Origin of the sequence: Cyanobium sp. ATX 6A2, assembly GCF_024346355.1 — a bacterium.
Classification (GTDB): Bacteria; Cyanobacteriota; Cyanobacteriia; order PCC-6307; family Cyanobiaceae; genus NIES-981.
Map to the genome: position 1 here is coordinate 1 of NZ_JAGQCU010000019.1, position 25,051 is coordinate 25,051.

The window sequence follows — 25,051 nt, forward strand, 5'->3', positions numbered from 1 at the left end:
GTAGGCGCAGGGGAACAGGAGCAGCCCGGACCAGCCGACAAAAACGAAACGGTCGCGCTTGAGCCAGTCGTCGAGGACGTCGAACCATCCCCGGCCCGCTGGCGCGCGCCCTACTGCGATCGTCATGAAGAGGCGGTCTTTACGAAGCGTTACAACCAAATCCTATGGGGTGGAGACCCGAACCGTGCGCCCCAGCTCGGCTGTTGAGTAAAAGCGCCTATGGATCAGCAGGCACACCTCGCAGCGGCGGCCGGTGGACGGGCCGTTGACCGCCGTTGACCGCCGTTCGCCAGAGTGACTTGCACGTTTCCCCTGGCCCCGATGTACCTCGTCGAGCTCTCGATCAAGCTCAGCCCCATGCCGATCGTGGTGCAGCGCAAGGAGCTGGGCGATGCCCAGGCCCTCTACGACATGGTGCGCTCAGCCATGGAGAGCGGCAGCCCGCGGCTGCTTGAGCTCAGCTGCGACAAGGAGCCGGAGAAGAAGGTCAGCCTGCTGAGCAGCGAGGTGGTGGCGGTGCAGCTCTATGAGAAGTCGGCCGGCGGGGCCGGCGGCAAACGGCCCGGCTTCAGCTTCGACAGCTGAGACCTTCACTCGCCCGCTGACCCTTGCCCGCACCCAGCTCCGGCCCCGCCCCCAGCCCAGCTCTCGTGGCTGAAGCGCTCAGTCACACCTGGCCGGGAACGGAGACAGCGGCCCTGCGCGACTGCGGGCTGCAACTGCCCCACCACGGGCTGTGGATGCTGGTGGGCAGCAACGGCAGCGGCAAGAGCACCCTGCTGCGGTTGATCGCCGGGCTGCTGCCGCTCCAGCGGGGCCACATCCGCTGCAACCTTCGCTGTGCTCTGGTGTTTCAGAACCCCGACCACCAGTTGCTGCTGCCCAGCTGCAGCAGTGAGCTGCTGCTGGCCATCGACCCCTGCCTGGATCACTCCAGCCGGGAAGAGCGGTTGGAGCAGGCCCTGGAGCAGGTGGGGCTGAAAGGGATGGCGGATCGGCCCATCCATGCCCTCAGTGGCGGCCAGAAACAGCGCCTGGCCATCGCCGCCGCCCTGGCCAGCGAGGCTGAGCTGCTGCTGCTCGATGAACCCACCGCCCTGCTCGACCCCGACAGCCAGCGGGAGGTGCTGGCCCTGATCCGCCGGCTCACCAGCCGGGCCGCCCAGCCGCTCACGGCCCTGTGGATCACCCATCGGCTTGAGGAGTTGGCCAGCTGCGACGGGGCCGCCCTGATGCGGGAGGGACGCCTGGGCCCCTGGCAGCCGGGGGCAGCCCTGGCCCGCCAGCTGGCGGGCTGATCCCAGGGCGCTGATCCCAGAGCATCGCTTGCCCAGGGGGGCAGCCGACCGGTATGGTCTGAAATCGCTGGCACCGCTGGTGCTGGCTGATTCAGTTCAGGGGCGACCCCCATCAGGGTCGATCTCCGGACTGCCATTCCTCGGTAGCTCAGTGGTAGAGCGGTCGGCTGTTAACCGATTGGTCGCAGGTTCGAATCCCGCCCGGGGAGTTTCAGCTCACGTCACGGTCAGGGACAAGGTCAGGATCAGGGACACGGTCAAGGACAGGGTCTCGCTCAGGGCCGTGCCGGAGAGAATGGGCATGGTTCAGTGGCCGCAAGGGCCCACCGCCGTCTTCGATCCGTCCACCAGTCCGAGGTTTGCTCTGCGATGAAGCCCTGCATCCTGCTGATCGAGGACGACGGCGACATGCTCGATCTGGTGGCCGGTCACCTGGCCCACAATGGCTTCGACGTGCACAGGGCCGAAGACGGCATCCGCGGCCAGGCCCTAGCCCTGCAGGTGGTGCCGGATCTGATCCTGCTGGATCTGATGCTGCCCAAGGTGGATGGCCTCACCCTCTGCCAGCGCCTGCGCCGCGATGAGCGCACGGCACGCATCCCGATCCTGATGCTCACGGCCCTGGGCGATACCAAGGACAAGGTGAGCGGCTTCAACTCCGGCGCCGATGACTACCTCACCAAACCCTTTGACCTCGAGGAGCTCACCGTGCGCGTCAAGGCCCTGCTGCGCCGCTGCGACCATGCCCCCCTGGCCAGCCAGCACAGCGAAATCCTCAGTTTCGGGCCCCTCACCCTGGTGCCGGAACGCTTCGAGGCCATCTGGTTCGATCAACCCGTGCGGCTCACCCACCTGGAGTTCGAGCTGCTGCACTGCCTGCTGCAGCGCCATGGACAGACCGTGGCGCCGGCCCTGATCCTCAAGGAGGTGTGGGGCTACGAACCCGACGACGACATCGAAACGATCCGGGTGCACGTGCGCCACCTGCGCACCAAGCTGGAACCGGATCCGCGCAAACCGCGCTTCATCAAGACGGTGTACGGGGCCGGCTACTGCCTGGAACTGCCAAGCCCAGTGCCCAGCTCCAGCAGTGCCACCTCCCAGGCCAGCCGCGGCTGCACGTAGGCGCGCAGCTGGCGGCGCAGGCGCTCCAGGCGCAGCAGCGTCGCCGGGTTGGCCTGGCGGCGCCAGAGCCAGAGCTGCCACCAGCCCAGCAACCAGAGCTGCTGCTCGCCGTCGAGCGCTTCGCTGAGGTCGCGGGCCAGGGCCAGGGCCACCAGGGGATCAGCGCTCGCCGGCAGGTCCTGCAGGCGGCCGCTGAGCTCCGGCGGCAGGGCCTGCCACTGACGACGGTGATGGAGCAGGGCACCGGGGGAGCCGGCCGCCAGCTCCAGCAGCTCGGGGCTGTCCGCCGGCAGCGCAGCCTCCGTGGCGGCCGACCCCGACAGACGCTCGAGCACGCGGGCCACCTCCTCGGGCGCCAGGCGGCGGAAGGGGATCAACTGACAGCGCGAGCGGATCGTGCTCAGCAACTGCTCCGGGGCCGCCGTGATCAGCAGCAGCAGACCTTCGCCGGGCTCTTCCAGGGTCTTGAGCAGGGCATTGGCGGCAGCCTCGGCCATCGCCTCGACCTGCTCCAGCACCACCACGCAGCCCGGCGCCTCCACCGGCCGGCGGGCCAGGAAGCGGGACACCTGGCGGATCTGCTCGAGGCGCAACTGGGGCGGGCTGCGCCGGTTCACCCCCTCCTCCTCGGCCCGGGAGAGGGGCACCAGCTCACCGCGATGCAGGTAGGAGGGCTCCACCCAGAGCAGATCGGGATGGTTGCCCTCGGCCACACGACGGCGCAGCGACGGTGCTCCCTGCGGGCCGGCCATCACCCCTTCGAGGAAGCGCAGCGCCGCCAGGCGTCGCCCCACCCCCTCCGGTCCGGCGAACAGATAGGCGGGGGAGATCCGCCGCGCCTCGAGCGCGGCCAGCAGCAGGGCGCGGGCCGGGCGCTGGCCCACCAGATCGGCGAACAGCTCACTCACGGGCGCTGCTGCAACCGGCCGATCAGCCCCTGGCACTCGGCCGCCACCCGGGCCGGATCGGCACCGGCATCCACCCGGCACCAGCCGCGGCGCGCAGCCAGTTCGGCGAAGCCGCGGGCCACCGCCTCCAGAAAGGCCTCACCACCAGCCTCGATGCGGTCGGCGGGTCGATCGCCGCGGCGGCGCCGGCTCTCAGCCAGGGGCAGATCCAGCCAGAGGGTGAGATCGGGCTGCAGACCGCCAGTGGCCATCTGCTCCAGGTGCTCGATGAGATCGAGGGGCTGGCCGCGGCCGTAGCCCTGGTAGGCGGCGGTGGAGCCACTGAAGCGATCGCTCAGCACCCAATGTCCCGCCGCCAGGGCCGGTCGGATCGTCTGCTCCACGTGTTGGGCCCGGTCGGCGGCGTAGAGCAGCAGTTCGGCTCGGTTCACAGGGGTGGCCTCCCCCGGCGGGTGGAGCAGCAGCTGGCGCAGGGCCTGCCCCAGGGGCGTGCCGCCGGGCTCGCGCGTGACCACAAGGTCGGAGCCCGCGGGGATCAGGCCGCTGTGGGGCAGCCAGTGGTGGAGCCGCTCGAGCTGGGTGGACTTGCCGCAGCCATCGATGCCCTCCAGCACCAGGAAGCGGCCCGGGACCGGATCAGGCACGGCGCAGGAGCAGGGCATTGAGCACCACGGTGATCGAGCTGAGGGCCATCAGCAGGGCCGCCAGGGGCGGCGAGAGCAGCAGGCCATACCCCGGCAGCAGCACCCCGGCGGCGATCGGCAGCAGCACCAGGTTGTAGCCGAAGGCCCACACCAGGTTCTGGCGCACCTTGGCCATGGTGCGGCGCGCCAGACCCAGGGCCTGAACGATGCCCTCGAGACGATCGCCCATCACCACCAGATCGGCACTGTCCTGGGCGATCTGGGTGCCGGTGCCCACGGCGATGCCGAGATCGGCCGCCGCCAGGCCCGGGGCGTCGTTGATGCCGTCGCCCACCATCGCCACCGGACCGGCGGCGCGGAGGGCCTCGATCCGCTCGAGCTTGTCCTCCGGGAGCAGCTCCCACGCCAGCTCGTGGGGGTGGAGGCCCAGCGCTGCCCCCAGCTGCTGCACCGGAAGGCGGCGATCGCCGCTCAGCAACCCGAGACCGAAGCCCAGCTGGCGCAGCCGCGCCAGCACATCCGCCGCCTCCGGGCGCGGCGCATCCTGCACGGCCACCAGGCCCAGCAGGCGGCCAGCCTGGGCCACCGCCAGCACCGAGGCACCATCGGCCTCCAGGGCAGCCTGGCGGCTTTGCCAGTGGGCGTCGGCATCCGGGGCCACCCAGCTGAGCCGGCCCACCCGGCAGGGCTGGCGGTCCACCGTGCCGGTGACCCCGGCGCCCGCCACCGTGTTGCAGCCGCTGGTGTCCAGCAGGGGGAGTTGGTGAGCCGTGGCCTCCTGCAACAGGGCATGGGCCAAGGGGTGGCGGGTGCTGGCCTCCAGGCTGGCGGCCACCTGCAGCAGCTGGTCCACCGTCACCGCCGGCAGCGGCTCCACCCCCGTCACCATCGGCCGCCCCACGGTGAGGGTGCCGGTCTTGTCAAACAGCACGGTCTGCAGCCGCGCGGCCATCTCGATCACGTCACCACCACGGAACAGCAGGCCGGAGCGGGCCGCCTGCCCCGCACTCACGGTCATCACCGTGGGGGTGGCCAGGCCCAGGGCACAGGGGCAGGCCACCACCAGCACGGCGATCGCCAGCTGCAGGGCCAGGCTGAAGGGGGTGTCGGCCGACACGCCGAGCAGACCATGGCCGGTGTGGCCGGCGTCGTGGTGGTGCAGGTGCAGCACATGGGGCCAGAGGGCGGTGCCCCACAGCCACCAGAACAGAAACGTGGCCATCGCCAGGCCGAGCACGACATAGGTGAAGCGCCCCGCCACCCGGTCGGTGAGGCCCTGGATCGGGGCCTTGCGGCTCTGGGCCTGCTCCACCATTCGGATGATCCGGGCCACGGCACTGTCGCTGCCGCTGCGCTGCACCTCCAGCACCAGAGGGGCCTCCAGGTTGAGGCTGCCGGCGGCCAGGGCGGTGCCGCTGCCGGCCTGGAGGGGCAGGGGCTCGCCCGTGAGGGCCGACACATCCACGGCTGATTCCCCCTCCAGCACCAGCCCATCCACCGGCACCCGGTCGCCCGGCAACAGCCGCAGCCGGTCACCCGGGCGCACACCACCCACGCGCACCTGCCGGGGCGGGCCATCGCCCACCAGCAGCGATGCCGTGTCGGGCTGGAGCTCGGCGAGCTGCTCCAGGGCCCGGCCGGTGCGGAAGCGGGCCCGCTCCTCGAGAAAGCGGCCGAGGAGCACGAAGGCCAGCAGCATCACCGGCTCGTTGAAGAAGCAGGGCCAGCCCGTCTGCGGCCAGAGCAGCCCCACCAGGCTGGCCAGGTAGCCGCTGCCCACCCCCAGGCCCACCAGGGTGTCCATGCTGGGCAGACCCGCCATGGCCGAGCGGGCCCCCTTCACCAGGATCGGGCGGCCGGGCCCGAACAGGGCCACGGTGGCCACCAGGGCATGGAACCACTCGGCGGTGAACACCACACCACCGGGGCCCTGCCAGAGGGTGGGGGCCACCAGGCCGAAGTGGCCCAGCCCCGACACCAGCAGCAGCACCAGGGCAACCACCAGCTGGCGCCAGAGCTGCCACCAGCTGCGCCGCTGATGGCGTTCACGCAGGCTGGGGATCTGGCTCTCGCAGGCGCGAGGCCGGGCTGTGAAGCCCATGCCCGCCAGGGCCTGTTCCAGGGGCTGGCTGCGCTGATCGGGGGTCACGGCCGCGAGGGCCGGATTCAGCTCCACCCAGGCGGTGCGGGTGAGCAGGTTCACGCTGGCCTGGCTCACCCCGGGCTGCTCCAGCAGCCGCCGCTCCACCGCGCGCACACAGCCAGCGCACTTCATCCCCTCGATCTCCAGCAAAAGAGGCTCCAGGAGCGGTGGCTCCAACAGCAGGGGCTCGGCCTCCGGGGAGTGAGGCGGCCCGGCGGCTGGGGCCTCAGGCGCTGGGGCGGTGGGCGAGGCAGACGGCAGAACAGACATGGGGCCGAATCAGCCGGGCATGGTGCTCACGGTAAGCAGATCGGCCAGACTGGTCACCACGAAGCTCGCCTCCCGCCGGTGCCCCGCTCCCAACGCAACGACAACTTCATCGACAAGAGCTTCACGGTGATGGCCGACCTGATTCTCAAGGTGCTGCCCACCAACCGTCGGGCCAAGGAGGCCTTCGCCTACTACCGCGACGGCATGAGCGCCCAGGCCGACGGGGAATACGCCGAAGCTCTGGAGAACTACGACGAGGCCCTCAAGCTCGAGGACGACCCCAACGACCGGGCCTTCATCTACTACAACATGGCCCTGGTGTTCGCCAGCAACGGTGAGCACGCCAGGGCACTCGACACCTACAGCCAGGCCCTGGAACTGAACAGCAAGATGCCCCAGGTCCTCAACAACATGGCCGTGATCCACCACCACCTCGGCTCCCTGGCCGAGGAGCGGGGCGACGCCGACGAGGCCGACCAGCAGTTCGATCAGGCCGCCGACCTGTGGGGCAAGGCCATCCGCATGGCTCCCAACAACTACATCGAGGCCCAGAACTGGCTCAAGACCAGCGGCCGCGGCAACGTGGACGTGTATTTCTGATCTGGTCGACCGGGGGACATCTGGGCCAGTTCTGGCTTAGCTGGAGCAAAGCCAGCCAACGCCATGACCCCGGGCACTGCCTTCAACCTGCGCTGCACCCTCAGCTTCGGCGACATTTATGGCCAGATCCTGGCCTGGATGGCTGTGATCTTCGCGAGCCTGGCAGCAGGACTGGCGCTGATGGGCTCGTCCCGCCCACTGTTCGCCCTGGTGGGCGTTGGGCTGATCCTGGTGCTCAGCCTGCCGTTTCTGCTGTTTGCCTTTGTCACCACCCTGCTGAATCACATCAGGCTGGAGCCCCAGCAAGAGAGCTGATGATGAGCCCCTGGGGCCAAGGTTGAAGCTGGGGGTCAGCCGCCTGCCGCAAACGTGCCCAGCAACAGCACTGACAGGAGCATGGCGGGCAAGAGCAACACCACGAGCAGCTGCAGGTCGTGAACGGTCATGACAGGAGGCCTCGCAGCACTCAGGTTTCAGGGCAATCACCAACCTGGACGCCAGCCCGGCGAAGGGAACAGCAGGGCGTCATTAATTGCAACACTTTGGCGTTGATTGCCACACAGAAAAGAGCCCATTCCCCACAGATCGCAACCGCTGACGTTGAACAGCTGCGCCACTGGAGCCTGGTTCATAGACTGAGCCCCACTATCCAGGGACGACCCACAGACCATGGGGACGATGCCGATCCCACCCAGAATTCTCACGCTGCTCATCGGCACTGCCCTTGTGCTGGTGGGCCTGTGGGTGGGACAGAACGTGAACCTGCTGCCAGTCGATGCCAGCGTCAACGCTCCACTTTACGACGAGCTTTTCAAGGTGCTGTTCAGCATCGGCACCACCTTGTTCATTGGCATCGTGGGAATGGTCCTCTACAGCCTGACGCGATTCCGTCGCCGCAGCGACACGGCTGGGGAAGTCCTGGCCGTGGAGGGCAATCTACCGCTGGAGATCCTCTGGACCGCCATTCCGGCCGTGGTGGTGCTGTTTGTGGGGATCTACAGCTTCGACATCTATGACCGGATGGGCGGCATGGTGCCGATGCACGATCACAGCATGGCCAGCATGCAAACCGCACAGGAGCCAGAGGAGAAGACCTGGGCTGGCATCAGCCCGGCGTCCGTGGAAGGCGAGCCCCCTGCAACAGCAGTACCGATTGAGGTCACCGCCATGCAGTTTGCCTTCATTTTTCATTATCCAGAAGCAGATATCATCAGTGGCGAACTCCATGTTCCTGCAGGCCAGCCCGTATCCCTGCGAATGACGGCCAATGACGTCATTCATGCCTTCTGGGTGCCGGAGTTCAGGCTCAAGCAGGACATCATTCCCGGCCAGCCCACCCTGCTGAGCTTTACGGCAACCCGTCCGGGCCGCTATCCGATCGTGTGCGCTGAGCTCTGTGGCGCCTACCACGGCGGCATGCGCTCCACCGTGATCGTTGAAGAACCCGAGGATTTCGCCAACTGGGTTGCCCAGAACAGCCCCGTGAAGGCCACGCCCACCAGCTCAGCGGTGATCTCATGACCATCAGCCCACCATCCGACTTCGCGAGCACGGCGGAGCAGCCGCGCTGGCAGCGCTACTTCGGCTTCAGCACCGACCACAAGGTGATCGGGTTGCAATATCTGGTCTGCGGCTTCCTGTTCTATTTCATCGGTGGAGCCCTGGCTGGCGCCCTGCGCACCGAACTGCTGACCCCCATCTCCGATTTCATGCCCCGGGAGGTCTACAACGAGCTCCTCACCCTGCACGGCACCGTGATGATCTTCCTATGGATCGTCCCTGTGGTGAACGGTGCCTTCGGCAACTACCTGATCCCCTTCTACGTGGGGGCCAGAGACATGGCCTACCCCCGGTTGAATGCTGTGGCCTTCTGGATGATTCCGCCGGCTGGTGTGCTGCTGATCAGCAGCTACTTCCTCGGCGGGGCATCCCAGTCGGGCTGGACGGCCTACCCGCCCCTCAGCCTGAACACGGCCGCCACCGGTCAAGTCATCTGGATTCTGAGCGTGTTGCTGCTGGGAGGCAGCTCGATCTTCGGAGCCATCAACTTCGTTGGCACCATCCTCAAAATGCGGCGGCCTGGGCTACAGATGATGCAGTTGCCCATGTACTGCTGGGCGATGCTCGGAACCAGCATCCTCGTGCTGCTGTCCACCCCGGTGCTGGCCGGCACCTTGGTGCTGCTGAGCTTCGACATCGTCGCCCATACCGGCTTCTTCAACCCTGCCATGGGGGGCAATGCGGTGGTGTACCAGCACCTCTTCTGGTTCTACTCCCATCCGGCCGTCTACATCATGGTGCTACCGGCCTTCGGACTGGTGAGCGAGATCCTGCCGGTGCACGCTCGCAAGCCCCTATTCGGCTACACCACCATGGTGTACTCGATTATGGCCATCGTCTTTCTGGGTTTGATCGTGTGGGCTCACCACATGTTCACCAGCGGCACCCCTCCGTGGATGCGGCTGTTCTTCACCATCGCCACCTCCTTTATCGCAGTACCCACGGGGATCAAGTTCTTCAACTGGCTGGCCACCCTTTGGGGAGGCAGCATCAGCCTGAACAGCGCCGTGATGTTCTCCTGTGGCTTCATCGTGAACTTCGTGTTCGGCGGCATCACAGGCATTGCCCTGGCCCAGGTGCCATTTGACATCCATGTGCACGACACATACTTTGTGGTGGGACATTTTCACTACATCGTTTACGGGGGCACGGTGTTTGTGATTTTTGCTTCGATCTACCACTGGTACCCCAAGGTCATGGGACGCCTGCTCAACGAGCCCCTCGGTCAGCTGCACTTCTGGCTCACCTTCATCGGCCTCAATCTCTGCTTTGCCCCCCAGCACTGGCTGGGCCTCAACGGCATGCCCAGACGCGTTGCCGAATACGATCCCCAGTTCCAGTTCATCAACCAGATCAGCAGCGTTGGCGCTCTGCTGATGGCCGTGAGCACCCTTCCCTTCCTGATCAATGTGATCTGGAGCGCCTACCGGGGCACGGTCGCCGGGGACAACCCCTGGAATGCCCTGACGCCGGAATGGCTGACCAGCTCACCACCGCCGGAGGAGAACTGGCATGGAGAGGCTCCCCTGGTCCATGAGCCCTACGGCTATGGCCTCAAGTCTCCAGTTTCGTCATGACAACCAGCCTTCCCGGACCCGCCAGCGGCCAGAACGCCACTGAGCACTCCGCTGCCGAAAGCACCGAGCACCATCCCGATCACCGCCTGTTCGGCCTGGCCACGTTCCTGGTGGCCGACGGCATGACCTTTGCCGGCTTTTTCGCCGCCTACCTCACCTTCCGCGCGGTCAATCCCCTCCCGGAAGGGGCCATCTACGAGCTGGAGCTGCTGCTGCCCAGCATCAACACCGTGCTGCTGCTGGTGAGCAGCTTCACCTTCCACAGGGCGGGGTCAGCCCTGAAGCGCGACGATCGTCAGCTCTGCCGGCGCTGGCTGCTGATCACCGCCACCCTGGGCCTCCTCTTCCTGGCCGCCCAGCTGAAGGAGTACTTCTCCCTGCCCTTCGGCCTCACCGACAACCTCTACGGCAGCACCTTCTACGCGATCACCGGCTTTCACGGTCTGCATGTGACCCTGGGCTCGCTGATGATCCTGATCATCTGGTGGCAGAGCCGCGAAGGGGGCCGGGTGAGCAGCCAGAACCGCTTCCCTCTCGAGGCCACGGAGCTCTACTGGCACTTCGTGGATGGGATCTGGGTGGTGCTCTACGGCATTCTCTACCTGCTGTAGCCGGAATCCTCTGGCGCTCGATCAGCCCCGGTCGTCGGCCGGATCCACCCCCAGGGCCGCCACCAGGGCCTCGGCCACCGTGGTGGCCTCGAGCAACTGCACGCCCGCGCCGGCGGCAGCGGGCCCCAGGCCGCTGCCCTTGGGCACCACCGCCCGGTTGAAGCCCAGCCGCCCCGCCTCCTGCAGGCGCAGCTCCAACTGACCCACCGGCCGCAGCTGGCCACCCAGGCCCAGCTCGGCGATCAGCACGGTGCCCGGCGGCAGGGTCAAGTCACGAAAACTGGCGACCACGGCGGCAGCCACACCCAGATCAGCGGCCGGCTCCTCCACCTCCAGGCCGCCGGCCACGGCCAGGTAGCAGTCGAAGCGGGAGAAGGGCAGGCCGAGGTGCTTCTCCAGCACCGCCAGGATCTGGTGCAGCCGGTTCACGGCGATACCGGTGGCGCTGCGGCGGGGGCTGGCATAGCTGGTGGTGCTCACCAGAGCCTGCAGTTCCACCAACAGGGGCCGGGTGCCCTCGCAGGCCACGATCGTGGCGGTGCCGCTGCTGGGCTCATTGGCCCCCAGAAACAGCTCACTGGGGTTGCTCACCTCCACCAGGCCCTGGCCCTGCATCTCGAACACCCCCAGCTCGTGGGTGGCCCCGAAGCGGTTCTTCACCGCCCGCAGCAGGCGGTGGCTGGCGAAGCGATCGCCCTCGAAGGTGAGCACCGCGTCCACCAGGTGCTCCAGCACCTTCGGCCCGGCGAGCATGCCCTCCTTGGTCACGTGGCCCACCAGCAGCAGGGCCGTGTCCTGGCGCTTGGCGATGCGGGCCAGGGCGGCGGCACACTCGCGCACCTGGGCCACCGAGCCGGGGGCGCTGCTGAGCTGATCGTCGTGCAGGGCCTGGATGCTGTCGATGATGGCCACCGCAGGCCGCAGGCTCTCCAGCTCCTGCAGCACCAGCTCCAGGTCGGTTTCCGCCAGCAGCTGCAGATCGGGATCCGCTGCCCCATCAACGGCAACCCCATCACCGGCGGCCTGTGGCGGCGCCAGCCGGCGCCAGCGCAGCTTCACCTGCTGGGCTGATTCCTCGGCGCTCACGTAGAGCACCGAGGCCCGATCGGCCATCGCCCGGGCGCTCTGGAGCAGCAGGGTGCTCTTGCCGATGCCGGGATCTCCCCCGAGCAGCACCAGCGAGCCCGGCACCAGGCCACCGCCGAGCACCCGGTCGAATTCGTCGTAACCGCTGCCGAGGCGCTGCAGCGGCAGCTCCCCCACCGCCCGGATCGAGGCCGAGCGGCGGGGCCGGGCGGCAGGGCCGGACTCGGGGCTCAGGGGCCGCCGCCGGCGTGCATCGGCTGCCGGCGCGGCCGCCTGCAGCTGCTCCACCAGAGTGTTCCAGCTGCCGCAACTGCTGCAGCGGCCGAAGAACTGGCGGGTCTGGGCGCCGCAGTGGCTGCAGACGTAGACAGTGACGGGCTTGGCCAAGGGGGTGAGGCGCTGAACGGTGGGGCGCCAACTATGAAGAAAGGTGGCGTTGCATGAATCCTGAGCCCTCGGACCTTTTCAGTAGGGGCCGTCTGATGTAACGGCCAAGGCGGCATGACGGCCTCCCCCCCAAGCCCCAGCAAAGAGAAGGAGACGATCCTGGTCGTCGATGACGAGGCCAGCATCCGCCGGATTCTCGAAACACGCCTGTCGATGATCGGCTATCAGGTGGTCACGGCCAGCGATGGCCAGGAAGCCCTGGAAGCCTTCCGCACCAGCCAGCCCGATCTGGTGGTGCTCGACGTGATGATGCCCAAGCTCGACGGCTACGGGGTCTGTCAGGAGCTGCGCAAGGAATCGGACGTGCCGATCGTGATGCTCACCGCCCTGGGTGACGTGGCCGACCGCATCACCGGCCTGGAACTCGGGGCCGACGACTACGTGGTGAAGCCCTTCAGCCCCAAGGAGCTGGAGGCCCGCATCCGCTGCGTGCTGCGGCGGGTGGAGAAGGAATCCGTCGCCGGCATCCCCAACTCCGGGGTGATCGGCGTCGCCGACCTGCGCATCGACACCAACAAGCGTCAGGTGTACCGGGGCGACGAGCGCATCCGCCTCACGGGCATGGAATTCAGCCTGCTGGAGCTGCTGGTGAGCCGCAGCGGCGAGCCCTTCAGCCGCGGCGAGATCCTCAAGGAGGTGTGGGGCTACACCCCTGAACGTCACGTGGACACCCGCGTGGTGGATGTTCACATCTCCCGGCTGCGCTCCAAACTGGAGGATGATCCGGCCAACCCCGAGCTGATCCTCACGGCCCGGGGCACCGGCTATCTGTTCCAACGCATCGTCGAGCCCGTTGCCTCCGAAGGAGCCTGAAAAGCGCACCAAACCCAGCCGCGCCATCCGGCGGCTGGTGATCTGGTATCGCCGCAACGCCGCCGTCACCAGCCTGGTGGGCACCGCCACCAGCGCCGGCACCATGGCCGGTTCGGTGGCCGGGGCGGCGGTGTCGGGGGCCGGCTCGGTGGCCGGTGCCGCCACCAGCGCCGCCCACACCGTGCTCACACCGCTGGTGTTCGATCCCCTGCGGCGACTGCAGCGAGGCCTCGGCGGGCCGGACGAGAACACCCCGATCAACGAGGCCGACCGCCTCTGGGTGGCGGTGGATGGCATGGGCGGCGACCACGCCCCCGGACCGATCCTGGAGGGCTGCCTGCAGGCCGTGGAGCGCCTGCCGCTGCGCGTGCGCTTCGTGGCGGAGACCGGTCCACTGCGGGCCGCTGTGCTGGAGCTGGGCTTGCAGGAGCAGCTCAACCAGGCCATCTCCCGGGGCTGGATCCAGCTGGTGCCCAGCGGCCCCTCGGTGGGCATGGACGAAGAGGCCACGGTGGTGCGGCGCAAGCGCGATGCCAGCATCAACCTGGCCATGGACCTGGTGAAGCAGGGCCAGGCCACAGCCGTGTACTCGGCCGGCAACTCCGGAGCCGTGATGGCCTCGGCGATCTTCCGGCTGGGCCGGCTGCGGGGCATTGACCGTCCTGCCATCGGCGCCCTCTTCCCCACCCGCGACCCGGAGCAACAGGTGCTCGTGCTCGACGTGGGCGCCAACATGGACTGCAAGCCCGAGTGGCTGCTGCAGTTCGCCCTGCTGGGCAACATCTACAGCCACGACGTGCTGCAGGTGAGCAGGCCGCGCATCGGCCTGGTGAACATCGGCGAGGAGGCCTGCAAGGGCAACGACCTCTGCCAGCGCACCTACGCGCTGCTGGCAGCTGAGCAGCGCTTCAGCTTCGCCGGCAACTGTGAGGGACGCGACATCCTCTCCGGCAAGTTCGATGTGGTGGTGTGTGACGGCTACACCGGCAACGTGCTGCTCAAGTTCCTGGAGAGCGTGGGCAGCGTGCTGCTCGATGTGATCAAGGTGGAGCTGCCCCGGGGACGGCGCGGCAAGGTGGGATCCGCCTTCCTGATCAACAACCTGCGCCGCATCAAGAAACGGCTTGACCATGCCGAGCACGGCGGCGCCCTGCTGCTCGGGGTCGACGGCGTCTGCGTGATCGGCCACGGCAGCAGCAAGGCGCTCTCGGTGCTGAGCGCCCTGCGGCTGGCCCATTCAGCCGCCAACCACGGCGTCATGGACGACCTGCACGCGCTCAGCGCCCAGGCCGGCGCCGTGGCCTGTGGTTGACTGACCCCCGATTCCGGGCCTCCTGCGTGCCGCACGGCGTGTCCCTCAGCCTCACAGGACCCGCGGCTGGGGCCGCCGCCAACCCTCTGCCAGGTCTGGCTCTGGTGGGCTGCGGCAGTGCCATCCCGGCTGTGAGCATCAGCAACGAGGAGCTCAGCCGCCGCGTTGACACCAGTGACGACTGGATCCGCAGCCGCACCGGCATCGCAGCCCGGCGGGTGTGCGGGGCCGAGGAACCGCTCACCGTGCTGGCCACCCGGGCCGCCCGCCAGGCCCTCGCCCATGCCGGCTGGCAGCCGGAAGACGTGGACCTGATCCTGCTGGCCACCTCCAGCCCCGACGACCTGTTCGGCACCGCCCCGCGCATCCAGGCGGCGCTCGGAGCCACGGGCGCGGTGGCCTTCGATCTCACCGCTGCCTGCAGCGGCTTTCTGTTCGCCCTGGTCACCGCCGGTCAGTACATCGCCAGCGGCGCGGTGCGACGCGCCCTGGTGATCGGCGCCGACCAGCTCAGCCGCTGGGTGGACTGGGACGACCGCAGCACCTGCGTGCTGTTCGGTGATGGCGCCGCGGCGGTGGCGGTGGAGGCCTGCGCTGCGGCCGACAGCGGCCTGCTGGGCTTTGCGATGCGCTCCGACGGCAGCCGCAACGCCTGCCTCACCCTGGCCCAGACCGACACCCGAGAAGCCCTGCTGGGCGACCTCTCCACCCAGAAAGGCGGCTTCGCTCCGATCGTCATGAACGGCCAGGAGGTGTACAAGTTCGCCGTGCGGGAGGTGCCGGCGATCCTTGAGCAGCTGCTGCACTCCACCGGCACCGAGGCCAGCCAGCTCGACTGGCTGCTGCTGCACCAGGCCAACCAGCGCATCCTCGACGCCGTGGCGGAACGCTTCGCGGTGCCCGCAGAGCGGGTGCTCAGCAATCTGGCTCGGTACGGCAACACATCGGCGGCCACGATCCCGCTGATGCTCGATGAAGCGGTGCGCGACGGGCGCATCCAGCCCGGCCACCTGCTGGCCAGCAGCGGCTTCGGGGCCGGGCTGAGCTGGGGTGCGGCCCTGCTGCGCTGGCACGGCCCCCGGGCCTGAGGGCTGCCGGGTCGGCGTCGGGTCCGAGGCCTAACCTCCTGGCCGATCCGAACTGCAGCGACGCATGGCGATTGCCTGGGTGTTTCCTGGCCAGGGGTCCCAACAGACGGGCATGGCCGATGGTCTGCTCGACCTGCCGGGAGCCCAGGAGCGTTTCACACGCGCCTCAGCTCTGCTGGGCCGTGATCTGCTGGCGATCTGCAGCGGCGGCGGTGAGGGCGAGCTGGTGGACCTCAACGACACCCGCAACACCCAGCCGGCCCTGTTCGTGGTGGAGAGTCTGCTGGTGGATGCCCTCCGCGCCCAGGGGCGGCGGGCCGACCTTCTGGCCGGCCACAGCCTCGGGGAGCTGGTGGCCCTCTATGCCGCGGGGGTGTTCGACGCCGACACCGGCCTGGCCCTGGTGCGGCGCCGCAGCGAGCTGATGGCGGCGGCCGGCGGCGGGGCGATGACAGCGGTGATGGGCTTCGATCGCGCTGAACTGGAGCGCCTGGTGGCAGACAGCGAAGGCGTGGTGATCGCCAACGACAACAGCAGCGCCCAGGTGGTGCTCTCCGGCACGCCGGCGGCGGTGGCGCAGGTGAGCACCAACCTCCAGTGCAAGCGCGCCGTGCCCCTGGCGGTGAGCGGGGCCTTCCACTCGCCGTTCATGGCCGAGGCCGCCGCGGCCTTCGCCGCCGAGCTCGACGCCCTCCCCTTCGCCGATGCCGAGGTGCCGGTGCTCAGCAACGCCGACCCCACCCCAAGCACCAGCGGCGCGGCCCTCAAGGAGCGGCTGCGGCGGCAGATGACCAGCGGCGTGCGCTGGCGGGAAACCATGGATGCCCTGGCGGCCGCCGGGGTCGACACCGCCGTGGAAATCGGACCAGGACGAGTGCTCAGCGGCCTGTTCAAGCGCGGCGGTGCAGCCATCGCCACCGCCCAGATCTCCGGCCCCGCCGACCTGGGAGCATGAACCGCCCCGTGGCCGCGGTGAAACGGGTCTGGCGGCGGCGGCGGCGCAGCGAGCCGCCGGCCCTGATCCGCACACCCAGGCCCAGCCTCACCTACGGGCTGATCAGCTATCTGCTGGTGTTCCCGGTGTTCCGGCTGCTGTTGCGCGGGCGCACGCGCGGCGGCGGCCAGGTGCCGCAGGAGGGGGCGCTGGTGGTGGTGGCCAACCACGGCTCCCATCTCGATCCGCCCCTGCTGGGCCATGCCCTGGGGCGTCCGGTGGCCTTCATGGCCAAGGCGGAACTGTTTCGCGTGCCCCTGCTGGGGCCGATCATCCGCGCCTGCGGGGCCTACCCCGTGAGCCGCGGCGCCAGCGACCGCGAGGCCATCCGCACCGCCGGTGACCGGCTCGAGGAGGGCTGGGCGGTGGGGGTGTTCATCGATGGCAGCCGCCAGGACGACGGGCGCGTCAACCATCCCCAGCCCGGCGCCGCCCTGCTGGCCGCCCGCGCCGGCGTGCCCCTGCTGCCGGTGGCGATCCTCAACAGTCACCGGGCCCTGGGCCGGGGCCAGGGTCTGCCGCGGGCGGTGCCGGTGCACATCCGCATCGGCACCCCGATCCCGCCACCGGCCTCGCGGCGCCGGGTCGATCTCGACGCCAGCACCGCGGCCTGCCAGGAGCAGATCAATGCCCTGCTCGACCTGGGATTGATCGGCGCACCCGCTCTGTCCAGCGCTCCGGTGCCAGGCGCTCTGCCGCCCAGTGGCGCAGATCCCGGCCACTGACCACCCACAGGGCCGCTCGCAGGCCATCGCCCCACACCTTGCGGCGCCGTTCGGGCAGGCACTGCTCCGCACAGTCCACCGGCTCGGGCGTGAGGTGGATGCCGCGGCTGCCGGCGACGATGCGGCCCACCAACAGGGCCCGGTCCATGTGGTCGCTGCTGGTGACCAGCAGGGCATGGCGCACCCGGGCCTGACGCAGGTCGTCCACCAGGGAGGTGAAGTTCGAGAGCGTGTCGGTGGCGCGGTAGTCGAGCCGCACCTGCTGGGATGGCAGGCCCTGGTGCTGCTCAAACAGCCACTGGGCGTATTCGGGATTGCTGCCGCCGCTCACCACCACCGGCAGGCCCCGCTGGCGGGCAAGCGCAGCGGCGTGCTGCTCGCGGTCCACATCACCGCCGAGCACGAGGATCACCTGGGCCGGCGGAGGGGTGGGCCACCACCAGCCACGGGACAGCCACACCCAGGATCCGGCCAACACCAGCAGCACGCCCAGCCGCCAGGGCCGGGGGCGGCGACGGCGTGGGGCCGGGGAGCGCCGCCGGGGCGCACGCGGCGCGGCTGGGGAGGGCCCGGCCCGCCGGCTCCGAGGTCGGGCCTGCATCAGCTCGCCCCCACGGGCGAGGTGGGGTAGTGGGGCAGCACCGGCTGCCAGGGGGCAGGCTGACCGCCCTGATGGGCCCGGTGGGCGATGGCCAGCAACGCGGCCACATCGGCGGCCACCGCCACCTCAGCCGGACGCCGGGGGGCCGGGTGAATGGCCGCCAGGCTGGTGGCGTCGGCATGCAGCCGCGGCGCCCGCCACTCCACCACCTCGCCGCCATCCCCGCCACCGACATCGCCAGCACAACCATCTCCGGCACGACCACCGGCCCTGGGACCGGGGCCGTAGAGCCCCGCCACCAGCCCGCGGCGGGGCAGCTCCTGAACCAGCCAGGTGGGCTCGACGAGTCCCAGACGGCGGGCCACCAGCAGAAAGCTGCCCACGCCATCGAGGGGCAGCTGCAGCTGCTGAGCCAGGGTGCGGGCCATTACCACCGTGAGGCGAGTGCCGGTGAATCCGCCCGGGCCGGTGGCCACCGCCAGTCGGCCGAGCTCTGGCCAGTGGGCGGCCGGCAGCACCTGCTCCACGCAGCTGAGCAGCTGGTTGGAGAGCCCGCGGCCCAGGGGAAAGGTGACGATGCAATCGGGGCGGGCGCCATCGAGCTGGCGCACGCCCACCCCCAGCTCGGCCGTGGAGCTGTGCAGGGCCAGCAGCCAGCGCGGCGACGGAGTCATGGGGGCAGGACGGCACCCGGGCGCAGCCGCTGCCAGTGCCCCGGCTCGGCCTGGAAGCTGGTGCAGGCCCGCACATCCCACTCCACGCCCACACCGCCACTGGGCAGATCGAGCACCTGCACGTGGATGCGGGGGTCCCGGGGCTGGAAGTCGGGCTCGGGGCTGAGGTGCGCAACGCCGTGCTGGCGTTCCACCGCGTGATAGGCCTGACAGCGGTCGACCCAGTGGCAATCCACGCAGATGCACATCCCAGCCGGCCCCCGCCTGGAGCCCATTGTGACGCTGGAGGCAACCGGCGGCGAACTGGAGCGCCGCCTCTGGGAGCGCCTGGCGCCGGCACACTGGCCGATCGATCCCCACCACCTGCCCGCAGGCACGGCGCTGGTGGGCGGGGCCGTGCGCGATGCCCTGCTGGGCCAGCTGCGGGAACGCCCTGATCTGGATCTGGTGGTGCCGGCCGGTGCCATCGCCCTCGGCCAGCGCCTGGCACGGCAGTGGGGCGGCAGCTGCGTGGTGCTCGACCGCCGGCGGGATATCGCACGGCTGGTGCTGGCGGACTGGACGATCGACCTGGCCCGCCAGGAAGGAACGACCCTCAGCGACGATCTGGGCCGGCGGGACTTCAGCGCCAACGCCATCGCCCTGCCCCTGCCCCCGGGCGCCCCCTTGCTCGATCCCACCGGCGGACTGGCGGCCCTGCGTCGCGGCCAGCTGGTGGCGGTGGCGGAGGCCAACCTGATCGACGATCCCCTGCGCTTGCTGCGCGGCATCCGGCTGCGCTGGCAGCTGCAGCTGCAGCTCGAGCCCACCACCGCCGGCTGGATCGCCGCCCATGCCCACCGGCTGGTGGCGGTGGCCGGGGAGCGGGTGCTGAGCGAACTGCAGCAGCTGGCCGTTGCCGCCCACGGTGAGCAGGGGCTGGCGCAGGCCCTGGAGCTGGGGCTGCTCACCCCCTGGGCCGTGGATGCCGGCGCCGCGCCCCGGCTGGCTGTGCTGGATGCCGGCGCCCCCGCTCGCCTGGGCCTGGACGCGGCGGAGAGCGCCGCGGCCCTGCCCCTGGCCCGCCTGGCGGCCTTGCTGCCGGGGCAGGCGGTGCGGGACCTGCGGGGCAGCCGGCGGCTGCAGCGCCAATGCGGGGAGCTGCGGCACTGGTGGCAGCGCCTGCGGGAGCTGGGCGGTGCAGCTGCGCTGGCGGCGCTGGAGGAGGGCGAGCGCCTGCGGCTGCAGGGCCAGCTGGAGACCACGCTGCCGGCCCTGTTGCTGGCCCTGCCGGCCCCCCAGGCCCGCAGCGCGCTGGCCCGCTGGCGGGATGGTGACGACCCCCTGTTCCACCCCCGGCCGCCCCTCAGCGGCGACCGCCTGGGTGAGCTGCTGGCCGTGCCTCCTGGCCCCGAACTCGGGGAACTGCTGCGGCACCTCACCCGGGAACGGGCCTTCGGCCGACTGCCGGTGAGCGGCGAGCGGGAGGCCCTGGCCGCCGCCCGTCTGTGGCTTGGCCAACGCCGGGGTTACCAGCGCCGTGTTTAACTTCAGGTAGCGATGACAGCAGAGCAGTGAGTCCTGTCCTCGCCCGCTTCCTCCTCAGCTGAAGTGTTCCGTTTTCCGCCTTCCCACCCATGAGCGTTCGCCTCTACGTCGGCAACCTGCCGCAGACTTTTGATGCCAAGGAGCTTGAAGCTCTGTTCACCGGCGTCGGAGAAGGCGTCCGCTTCAAAATCGTCAACGACCGCGACACCGGCCTCTGCCGTGGCTTCGGCTTCGCCAACGTCGACGACCAGAAACTGGCGGAAGCGGTGATCGCCGAGCTCAACGGCAAGGACTTCGGCGGCAACACCCTGCGGATCGAGATCTCCGAGCGCCGCGACAGCCGCTCCACCACCCCCGGCGACCGCCGCGGCCAGACCGCCCCCCAGCAGCGTCCGGCGTCGAACAAGGTGGTGCACGCCGACCAGGTGGACAGCCAGGGACCCGACCCACGCTGGGCCGGCGAACTTGCAAAGCTGAAGCAACTGCTCGACAGCCAGAAGGCTGCCGTCTGATTCCTTCGCCCCCGATCCCCTGATCCAGGCCTCTTCCCAGCTCTGGTTGTGGCGGGGCCACACCATCGCCCTGCGGCGAACCGGTAACCCGGACGCGGCGATCAAGGTGATCCTGATCCATGGCTTCGGGGCCTCCTCGGGCCACTGGCGTCACACCCTGCCGGCCCTGGCTGACGGTGCCGATGTGATCGCCCTCGACCTGCTGGGATTCGGGGCGAGCAGCAAGCCCCGCTCCCGCCTGGCCGACGAGGCCGATGAGCCCGGAGCGGTGCGCTACTGCTTCGATCTCTGGGCCGAGCAGGTGGTTGACGCCGCAGTGGCGTTGTTCGCCATCGAGACGCGCTCCTGCCGGCTGCACCTGGTGGGCAACTCGATCGGGGGCATGGTGGCCCTCAACGCCGCCCGGCTGCTGCGGGAACGCGGGCTGTCGCCGGCCCAGGTGGTGCTGCTCGACTGCGCCCAGCGGGCCCTCGATGACAAGCGACTGGCCCAGCTGCCCGCCTGGCAGCGCCCTTCGCGCCCCCTGCTCAAGGCCCTGGTGCGTCAGCGCGCCGTGATCGCTCCCCTGTTCAGGCTCCTGGCACGGCCGGCCTTCATCCGCCGGGTGCTGGCCAGGGCCTACCCCAGCACTGCCCATGTGGACGACGAGCTGGTGGAGCTGCTGTTCCGGCCGAGCACCGACCCCGGCGCACTGGAGAGTTTCCGGGGTTTCGTGAACCTGTTCAACGACCACCTGGCCCCCCAGCTGCTGGACGAGCTCAGCCGAACGTCGGGAGCTGGCGCGAAGCCGATTCCGGTGCGGCTGATCTGGGGAGAGGCCGATCCCTGGGAGGATCCGGCGGAGGCGCGGCGCTGGGCGGCGCACTACGCCTGCATCGAGGAGCTTGTGGTACTCCCGGGGGTAGGACACTGCCCCCACGACGAGGCCCCGGAGCTCGTGAACCCGCTGCTGCGCCGCTGGATCGGCTGCAGCCCGGTGAACCCTCAGCGGGCCTGAGCCACGAAATAGGAGAAGGGCAGATCCAGCAGCTTGCCCCGACGGGGCACGTAGGCCCGGCGGTTGAACACGTCGTAGTCGTGCTGCTCGATCACATCCAGGATGCCGCGATAGAGCCTCAGGGAGGTCCACACCGGCCAGCGGGCATCAGGTGACAGCCAGCGCACACCCGCCTCGGAGCGGGCGAACCACTCACGGGCGCGCTGCAGCTGGAAGCGCATCAGGGCCCTCCAGTTGTCGTTCACCACCCCGGCCAACAGGTTCTCCTCACTGTAGCCGAAACGCTCCAGTTCGTCCTGGGGCAGATAGATCCGGCCGCGACCCCGATCCTCGCCCACGTCACGCAGGATGTTGGTGAGCTGGTTGGCGATGCCAAGGGCCACAGCCGCCTCGGAGGTATCGGGGGGATCACTCCACGGGGCACTGGTGTAGGCGGGATCCACCCCCATCACTTCCTGGGTCATCAGGCCCACGGTGCCGGCCACGCGGTAGCAGTAGAGGCGCAGCTGCTCGAAGCTGGCGTAGCGCGTGGTGGTGAGGTCCATGCGCATGCCCTCGATCATGTCCAGATAGGGCTGCAACGGCTGGGAGAAGCGCTCGATCGTGTCGCGCATCACCAGATCGAGGCCGTCACGCACCTCCCCCCGGAACAGCGCCCGGGTGCGCTGCTCCCAGGCATCCAGCCGCTGGGCCAGCTCCGCCGCTGGCCGCTGCTGGGCCTCGGGGCTGTCCATGAGCTCATCGGTGCGGCGACACCACACGTAGATGGCCCAGATGGCCCGGCGCTTGACCGGGGGCATCAGCAGGGTGCCGAGGTAGAAGGTCTTGGCCCATTGGGCCGTTTCCCGCCGGCAGCCTTCATAGGCCTCCGCCAGCGAGGGCAACGATCGCCATCCCGTGGCTGGATCGGCCAGCACCACCCCGCTCAAACCGACGCCAGGGGTGCAGCAGCCTCACCCGCATCGGCAGGGGTGAGCCGGCCCTCGCCGAGGGCGGCGTCGATGGCCTGGGCGCACTGTTTGCCGCTCAGCACCGCACCCTCCATCGAGGCCAGGTAGCGCTGCATGGTGAAGCAGCCCGCCAGGAAGAAGTTGGCGATCGGGGAGGTCTGATCAGGCCGGAGCTGCTGGCAGCCGGGCACGGTCTTGTAGACCGAGCGGGGGGTCTTGACCACGATCGCCTTGCGCAGTTGCGCCTGATCATCGCCCGTGAAGTGCATGGGGAACAGCCGCTTCAGCTCCTCCATGGTCGCGGCCACGATCTCGTCGTCAGAACGGCCGATCCAGTCTTTGGCCGGGGCGAACACCAGCTCCAGCATCGAGCGCTCCGGATCGGCGTATTCCCTGCAGGTGTTGCTCATGTCGGCGTAGACGCTGAGCAGGTTGCTGCGGCTGAACAGCAAGTGGTCGATGTCGGTGAGCTTGCGGTCGAACCAGAGATGAATATTGATCACGGGCACACCGTTGAGGCCCTCGAGCTTGCGGAAGTAAGGCAGCTGCTTCCAGGGCTCGGGCAGCAGCAGCTTGAGGGGGTCCACGGGCATGGCGCTGACGTAGGCATCGGCAGTGATGGTGGTGCCGGGCTTGCCCTTGACACCGCCGATCCGAAAGGCGCTGACGCTGCCGTCGGGGTTGAGCTCGATCTCTCGCAGGGGCGCTTCGAGGTGGACCTCACCACCGCGGGCGGTGACGTAATCAACAATCGGCTGACAGAGGCGCTCAGGCGGATTGCCATCGAGGAAGGCCATCTTGGAGCCGTCGCTTTCCTGCAGGAAACGGTTCAGCGCTGTCAGCACCACCGTGCTGGAAATCTCTTCAGGATCAATAAAGTTCAACGCCTTGGCCATGGCGATGAAAACCTCATCGTTCACACGCTCGGGGATATTGTGCAGGCGCAACCACTCAGTCCAAGAATATTTGTCACACTCCTCCACGTATTGCTGACCGCGCAGCATCGCCGGCACCAACCCCAGGCCAAAGGAAATCTTCTCTCCCCAGGTGAGCATGTCGTTGTTGCCCAGAATCGCCGCCACCCCGTTGAAGGGGGCCGGGATGTCGGGGAACTCGAAGCGGCTGTAGGTGCCGGGTGTCTCCTTTTGGTTGAAGATCATCGAATGGCTCTTCCACTGCAGCCGGTCTTCGATGTCGAGTTCCTTGAACAGCTGACGCATGTTGCGGTAGGCGCCAAAAAAGATGTGCAGCCCGGTCTCGTACCAGTCACCGTCCTCGTCCTGCCAGGCCGCCACCTTGCCGCCCAGCACGTCGCGGGCTTCGAGAACCACCGGGGTATGGCCGGCGTCGCAGAGGTATTTGGCGCAGGCGAGTCCGGCCAGGCCGGCCCCGGCGATGGCGACGCGCATAACAGAGGTGAAATCAGAGGAAACCCTAGGGGGCGCCCAACGGCCATGCGCCCTGGCTTGGCAGGGTTCCTAAGGTGTGTGGTCAGGACGCCAGCCCGGACCGTCCGCCACCCGATCACCGATGGTCGACGCCAGCACCGCCACAACCAGCTCTGCCGCAGCCAGCAGCGAAGAGTCCACCCTGCTGAAGTCCACCACCCGGCATGTGCGCCTGTTCACGGCCCGGGTGGAGAACGGTGACCTGGTGCCTGATCCGAGCCAGCTGACGCTGGATGTGGACCCGGACAACGAATTCCTCTGGGAGCAGCCGGTGCTCGTCAAGGTGCAGCAGCGCTTCAGCGAACTGGTGGAGGCCCGGGCCGGCGAACCGCTCAACGAGTACACCCTGCGCAGGATCGGATCGGAGCTGGAGGGATTGATCCGCCAGCTGCTCCAGGCCGGAGAGCTGCGTTACAACCCCGATTGCCGGGTGCTGAACTACTCCATGGGCCTGCCCCGCACGCCAGAAACCCTGTGACCCGCTACCGCAACCGCTACGACGACGACAGAACGAGCGCAGAGCGTTCCGGCTCCGGGCGCTATGGGTCCGGGCGCTACGGCACCGCCGAGCGTCCGGGCCGGGGCGAACAGCCGCCCCGTCGGCCCGCTGCCGGGGCGGCAGGTGGCGGCAGCGGACCCGACGGCGGAGGTCCCCTGTTCAACGTTGCCACCATGGCGGTGCTGGCCGGCGTGCTGGTGCTGGGGATCGGCATCGGCACCGCCCTGTCCAGCACCACGCAAGGCAGCCAGGGCAACATCGCCAGCTCCCAGCAGCTCGACATGGCGGTGCCGGACCCGGAATTCTGCCGCCAGTGGGGGGCCAGCGCCTTCGTGATGGATGTGGAGATCTACACCACCATGAACCCCAGCAGCAGCTTCGTCACGCAGCCGGCCCTGCGGCCCGGCTGCGTGATCCGGCGGGAGAACTGGAGCGTGCTCGAGAAGCAGGGCGCCGTGACGGCCGAGCAGATGCGCCAGTGCAAGCAGCGCATGAACACCTTTGCCTACGTGGGTTCGGTCAAAGACCAGCCCGTGGTGCGCTGTGTCTACCAGACCGACGCCCGTGAAAACCAGTTCGTCACCCGTGGCGTGGCTGATGACGCCGCCGGGGTGTCACCGGAGGCAAGCCAGTTCTGATCAG

The 25,051-nt window shown here is 69.0% G+C and carries 27 protein-coding genes, 1 tRNA gene and 1 pseudogene; 19 read left to right on the forward strand and 10 right to left on the reverse strand.

Annotated features, from left to right (window positions below; translation table 11 throughout):
* Window positions 1-126 (reverse strand): annotated as a pseudogene (locus KBY96_RS13685) (photosystem II D2 protein (photosystem q(a) protein)); the annotation flags it as partial.
* A gap of 195 nt (window positions 127-321) precedes the next feature.
* On the opposite strand from KBY96_RS13685, the gene KBY96_RS13690 reads away from it, so the two are divergent.
* The 4 genes from KBY96_RS13690 to KBY96_RS13705 all read left to right on the forward strand — a co-directional run bounded on the left by KBY96_RS13690 (window position 322) and on the right by KBY96_RS13705 (window position 2,423).
* Window positions 322-585 carry a hypothetical protein gene (locus KBY96_RS13690; protein ID WP_254980044.1) on the forward strand — a complete coding sequence of 88 codons (264 nt, stop codon included), beginning with the start codon at window positions 322-324 and terminating at the stop codon, window positions 583-585.
* Between the two features lie 65 nt (window positions 586-650).
* Window positions 651-1,298 carry an ABC transporter ATP-binding protein gene (locus tag KBY96_RS13695; RefSeq protein ID WP_254980045.1) on the forward strand — a complete coding sequence of 216 codons (648 nt, stop codon included), beginning with the start codon at window positions 651-653 and terminating at the stop codon, window positions 1,296-1,298.
* A gap of 137 nt (window positions 1,299-1,435) precedes the next feature.
* A tRNA-Asn gene (locus KBY96_RS13700) sits at window positions 1,436-1,507 on the forward strand.
* 160 nt (window positions 1,508-1,667) lie between these two features.
* Window positions 1,668-2,423, forward strand: a complete 756-nt coding sequence (locus tag KBY96_RS13705) for a response regulator transcription factor (protein WP_254980046.1) — start codon at window positions 1,668-1,670, stop codon at window positions 2,421-2,423.
* On the opposite strand, the gene KBY96_RS13710 is transcribed toward KBY96_RS13705, so the two are convergent.
* Genes KBY96_RS13710 through KBY96_RS13720 form a run of 3 tightly spaced genes read right to left on the reverse strand, consistent with a single transcriptional unit; the run spans window position 2,348 to window position 6,388 of the window.
* Complete coding sequence (locus KBY96_RS13710) at window positions 2,348-3,331, reverse strand: DNA polymerase III subunit delta' (RefSeq protein WP_254980047.1); 984 nt, start codon at window positions 3,329-3,331, stop codon at window positions 2,348-2,350. The two genes, KBY96_RS13705 and KBY96_RS13710, sit on opposite strands and share 76 nt — an antisense overlap.
* Window positions 3,328-3,975, reverse strand: a complete 648-nt coding sequence (tmk, locus tag KBY96_RS13715) for a dTMP kinase (RefSeq protein ID WP_254980048.1) — start codon at window positions 3,973-3,975, stop codon at window positions 3,328-3,330. Before tmk ends, KBY96_RS13710 begins: the two co-directional genes overlap by 4 nt.
* The gene (locus tag KBY96_RS13720; protein ID WP_396122330.1) at window positions 3,968-6,388 is read right to left on the reverse strand and encodes a heavy metal translocating P-type ATPase; all 2,421 of its coding nucleotides are present in this window, start codon (window positions 6,386-6,388) and stop codon (window positions 3,968-3,970) included. Before KBY96_RS13720 ends, tmk begins: the two co-directional genes overlap by 8 nt.
* Window positions 6,389-6,466: 78 nt before the next feature.
* Between KBY96_RS13720 and KBY96_RS13725 the strand changes: the two genes are divergently transcribed.
* The 5 genes from KBY96_RS13725 to KBY96_RS13745 all read left to right on the forward strand — a co-directional run bounded on the left by KBY96_RS13725 (window position 6,467) and on the right by KBY96_RS13745 (window position 10,736).
* On the forward strand, window positions 6,467-6,988 hold the full coding sequence (locus KBY96_RS13725; protein WP_254980049.1) for a photosystem I assembly protein Ycf3: 522 nt from the start codon (window positions 6,467-6,469) through the stop codon (window positions 6,986-6,988).
* A gap of 63 nt (window positions 6,989-7,051) precedes the next feature.
* Entirely contained in the window at window positions 7,052-7,303 is a 252-nt protein-coding gene (locus tag KBY96_RS13730) for a hypothetical protein (RefSeq protein WP_254980050.1), read from the forward strand.
* 363 nt (window positions 7,304-7,666) lie between these two features.
* Complete coding sequence (locus KBY96_RS13735; RefSeq protein ID WP_254980051.1) at window positions 7,667-8,509, forward strand: cytochrome c oxidase subunit II; 843 nt, start codon at window positions 7,667-7,669, stop codon at window positions 8,507-8,509.
* Window positions 8,506-10,125, forward strand: coding sequence for a cytochrome c oxidase subunit I (ctaD, locus tag KBY96_RS13740; protein ID WP_254980052.1), 1,620 nt, complete (start codon window positions 8,506-8,508; stop codon window positions 10,123-10,125). The genes KBY96_RS13735 and ctaD overlap by 4 nt, the downstream gene beginning before the upstream one ends.
* Window positions 10,122-10,736, forward strand: a complete 615-nt coding sequence (locus KBY96_RS13745; protein WP_254980053.1) for a cytochrome c oxidase subunit 3 — start codon at window positions 10,122-10,124, stop codon at window positions 10,734-10,736. The genes ctaD and KBY96_RS13745 overlap by 4 nt, the downstream gene beginning before the upstream one ends.
* 21 nt (window positions 10,737-10,757) lie before the next feature.
* Here KBY96_RS13745 and radA read toward each other — a convergent pair whose 3' ends face one another.
* Window positions 10,758-12,209: a DNA repair protein RadA gene (radA, locus tag KBY96_RS13750; protein ID WP_254980054.1), complete on the reverse strand. Its 1,452-nt coding sequence runs from the start codon at window positions 12,207-12,209 to the stop codon at window positions 10,758-10,760.
* A gap of 114 nt (window positions 12,210-12,323) precedes the next feature.
* On the opposite strand from radA, the gene rpaB reads away from it, so the two are divergent.
* From rpaB to KBY96_RS13775, 5 genes are all read left to right on the forward strand, one after another.
* Window positions 12,324-13,082 (forward strand): response regulator transcription factor RpaB, encoded by a 759-nt coding sequence (gene rpaB / locus KBY96_RS13755; RefSeq protein ID WP_254980055.1) that lies wholly within the window; start codon window positions 12,324-12,326, stop codon window positions 13,080-13,082.
* The gene (gene plsX / locus KBY96_RS13760) at window positions 13,063-14,394 is read left to right on the forward strand and encodes a phosphate acyltransferase PlsX (protein ID WP_254980056.1); all 1,332 of its coding nucleotides are present in this window, start codon (window positions 13,063-13,065) and stop codon (window positions 14,392-14,394) included. Before rpaB ends, plsX begins: the two co-directional genes overlap by 20 nt.
* Before the next feature lie 95 nt (window positions 14,395-14,489).
* Window positions 14,490-15,482, forward strand: coding sequence for a beta-ketoacyl-ACP synthase III (locus tag KBY96_RS13765; RefSeq protein WP_254980115.1), 993 nt, complete (start codon window positions 14,490-14,492; stop codon window positions 15,480-15,482).
* 64 nt (window positions 15,483-15,546) lie between these two features.
* Window positions 15,547-16,437 carry an ACP S-malonyltransferase gene (fabD, locus tag KBY96_RS13770; protein ID WP_254980058.1) on the forward strand — a complete coding sequence of 297 codons (891 nt, stop codon included), beginning with the start codon at window positions 15,547-15,549 and terminating at the stop codon, window positions 16,435-16,437.
* Window positions 16,434-17,201: a 1-acyl-sn-glycerol-3-phosphate acyltransferase gene (locus KBY96_RS13775; protein ID WP_254980060.1), complete on the forward strand. Its 768-nt coding sequence runs from the start codon at window positions 16,434-16,436 to the stop codon at window positions 17,199-17,201. Before fabD ends, KBY96_RS13775 begins: the two co-directional genes overlap by 4 nt.
* Here KBY96_RS13775 and KBY96_RS13780 read toward each other — a convergent pair.
* From KBY96_RS13780 to KBY96_RS13790, 3 genes are read right to left on the reverse strand one after another with little or no spacing between them, the layout of a single operon-like run.
* Window positions 17,101-17,802: a YdcF family protein gene (locus tag KBY96_RS13780; RefSeq protein WP_315859501.1), complete on the reverse strand. Its 702-nt coding sequence runs from the start codon at window positions 17,800-17,802 to the stop codon at window positions 17,101-17,103. The genes KBY96_RS13775 and KBY96_RS13780 overlap by 101 nt on opposite strands.
* Window positions 17,802-18,476 (reverse strand): tRNA (adenosine(37)-N6)-threonylcarbamoyltransferase complex dimerization subunit type 1 TsaB, encoded by a 675-nt coding sequence (gene tsaB, locus KBY96_RS13785; RefSeq protein ID WP_254980061.1) that lies wholly within the window; start codon window positions 18,474-18,476, stop codon window positions 17,802-17,804. Before tsaB ends, KBY96_RS13780 begins: the two co-directional genes overlap by 1 nt.
* Entirely contained in the window at window positions 18,473-18,724 is a 252-nt protein-coding gene (locus KBY96_RS13790; RefSeq protein WP_254980062.1) for a Ycf34 family protein, read from the reverse strand. The genes tsaB and KBY96_RS13790 overlap by 4 nt, the downstream gene beginning before the upstream one ends.
* Here KBY96_RS13790 and KBY96_RS13795 point away from each other — a divergent pair.
* From KBY96_RS13795 to KBY96_RS13805, 3 genes are all read left to right on the forward strand, one after another.
* Window positions 18,717-20,003 (forward strand): CCA tRNA nucleotidyltransferase, encoded by a 1,287-nt coding sequence (locus KBY96_RS13795; protein WP_254980063.1) that lies wholly within the window; start codon window positions 18,717-18,719, stop codon window positions 20,001-20,003. The two genes, KBY96_RS13790 and KBY96_RS13795, sit on opposite strands and share 8 nt — an antisense overlap.
* Window positions 20,004-20,092: 89 nt before the next feature.
* The gene (locus tag KBY96_RS13800) at window positions 20,093-20,515 is read left to right on the forward strand and encodes an RNA-binding protein (protein WP_254980064.1); all 423 of its coding nucleotides are present in this window, start codon (window positions 20,093-20,095) and stop codon (window positions 20,513-20,515) included.
* 46 nt (window positions 20,516-20,561) lie between these two features.
* Window positions 20,562-21,512: an alpha/beta fold hydrolase gene (locus KBY96_RS13805; RefSeq protein ID WP_254980065.1), complete on the forward strand. Its 951-nt coding sequence runs from the start codon at window positions 20,562-20,564 to the stop codon at window positions 21,510-21,512.
* Here KBY96_RS13805 and KBY96_RS13810 read toward each other — a convergent pair.
* Entirely contained in the window at window positions 21,500-22,432 is a 933-nt protein-coding gene (locus tag KBY96_RS13810) for a phytoene synthase (protein ID WP_254980117.1), read from the reverse strand. The two genes, KBY96_RS13805 and KBY96_RS13810, sit on opposite strands and share 13 nt — an antisense overlap.
* Before the next feature lie 5 nt (window positions 22,433-22,437).
* Entirely contained in the window at window positions 22,438-23,871 is a 1,434-nt protein-coding gene (gene pds / locus KBY96_RS13815; protein ID WP_254980066.1) for a 15-cis-phytoene desaturase, read from the reverse strand.
* A 121-nt stretch (window positions 23,872-23,992) separates the two neighbouring features.
* On the opposite strand from pds, the gene KBY96_RS13820 reads away from it, so the two are divergent.
* Both KBY96_RS13820 and KBY96_RS13825 read left to right on the forward strand, forming a co-directional pair.
* A complete protein-coding gene (locus tag KBY96_RS13820; protein ID WP_254980067.1) occupies window positions 23,993-24,388 on the forward strand; it encodes an NAD(P)H-quinone oxidoreductase subunit M in 396 nt (131 codons plus the stop codon).
* A complete protein-coding gene (locus KBY96_RS13825) occupies window positions 24,385-25,047 on the forward strand; it encodes a DUF3172 domain-containing protein (RefSeq protein ID WP_254980068.1) in 663 nt (220 codons plus the stop codon). The genes KBY96_RS13820 and KBY96_RS13825 overlap by 4 nt, the downstream gene beginning before the upstream one ends.
* Window positions 25,048-25,051: the final 4 nt, after the last annotated feature.